Source organism: Mesorhizobium sp. M5C.F.Ca.IN.020.29.1.1 (genome assembly GCF_003997375.1).
GTDB classification, from domain to species: domain Bacteria; phylum Pseudomonadota; class Alphaproteobacteria; order Rhizobiales; family Rhizobiaceae; genus Mesorhizobium; species Mesorhizobium wenxiniae.
This window is the reverse complement of record NZ_RZSW01000940.1, coordinates 1-1,442: the sequence shown is the minus strand read 5'-3', so window position 1 is coordinate 1,442 and position 1,442 is coordinate 1. Positions and strand designations below refer to the sequence as shown.

The 1,442-nt window shown below is 60.3% G+C and carries 1 protein-coding gene; it reads left to right on the top strand.

The window, feature by feature from the left end; all coding sequences use genetic code 11:
* Positions 1-420: 420 nt before the first annotated feature.
* On the top strand, positions 421-1,442 hold a 1,022-nt coding region (gene proS, locus EOA85_RS35180), incomplete at its 3' end, for a proline--tRNA ligase (protein ID WP_127212721.1).

The following is a 1,442-nucleotide window of genomic DNA, read 5'->3' as shown; positions in this document are numbered from 1 at the left end:
GATGATTGCACAAAAAAAATGCAAGGCACGAGGCCTTGCAATTTAAACGCGTCCGATCTGTTTCCGGTGTCCGGCGGCAGCGAGTAACCGCGCCTAGATCGCATCCTCCCAAGACTTTGACCGCGTAGGAGGGCAGATTTCTTTCCGCCCTCTCGGTTATCGGGGCACATTAGACCAAGGCGGGTGAAAATGTCACGCAGAATTTTGCCTGGAAATAAGCAATCTCGTGCTGCAGTGCACAATAGTGTGGCAGGCGTTGCTTGCGAAACGACCAGCAAGGCGGATGCGGCACTGCGGCGCCCTTTGCGACACCCGATGGGCGGGTTTCCATTCCGTCATGAAATGGCTATGAAGCCGGGGCAGGCAAGCCTGCGCTGCGCCGATTCCGGTGCGGCAATCCTCTCTCTTACGGACCAGTCCATGCGTTTGTCGCGCTATTTCCTGCCTATCCTTAAAGAAAATCCGCGCGAGGCCGAAATCGTCTCGCACCGGCTGATGCTACGCGCCGGCATGATCCGCCAGCAGGGGCAAGGCAGTTTTTCCTGGCTGCCGCTCGGCAAAAGGGTGCTGGACAAGGTCTGCCGGATCATTCGCGAGGAGCAGGACCGGGCCGGCGCGCTCGAGATCCTGATGCCGACCATCCAGTTCGCCGAGCTGTGGCGCGAAAGCGGTCGCTATGACGACTATGGCAAGGAGATGTTGCGCATCAAGGACCGGCAAGACCGGGACATGCTCTACGGTCCGACCAACGAGGAGGTGGTCACCGAGATTTTCCGCGCCTACGTGAAGTCCTATAAGGATCTGCCGCTCAATCTCTATCACATCCAGTGGAAATTCCGCGACGAGGTGCGGCCGCGCTTCGGCGTCATGCGCTCGCGCGAGTTTCTGATGAAGGACGCCTATTCCTTCGATCTCGACTTCGAAGGCGCCAAGGCGGCCTACAACAGGATGTTCGTGTCCTATCTCAGGACGTTCACGCGCATGGGGCTGCAGGCAATCCCGATGCGTGCCGACACCGGGCCGATCGGCGGCGACCTCAGCCACGAATTCATCATCCTGGCCGACACCGGCGAGAGCCAGGTTTATTGCCATCGCAACTATCTCGCGCTTGATGTGCCGGGTGCGGACACGGACTTCTCCAACGATGCCGAGATCGGCCAGATCGTCAAGACATGGACGACGCCCTATGCCGCGACCGACGAGATGCACGACGAGGCCGCGTGGGAGAAGGTTGCGACAAGCGACCGGGTCTCGGCGCGCGGCATCGAGGTCGGCCACATCTTCCATTTCGGCGACAAATATTCGAAGCCGATGGGCGCCAAGGTGACAGGGCGCGACGGCAAGGATCATTTTGCCTCCGGGGGTTCCTACGGCATCGGCCCGACGCGGCTGGTCGCGGCGATCATCGAGGCCAGCCACGACGACAACGGCATCATCTGGCC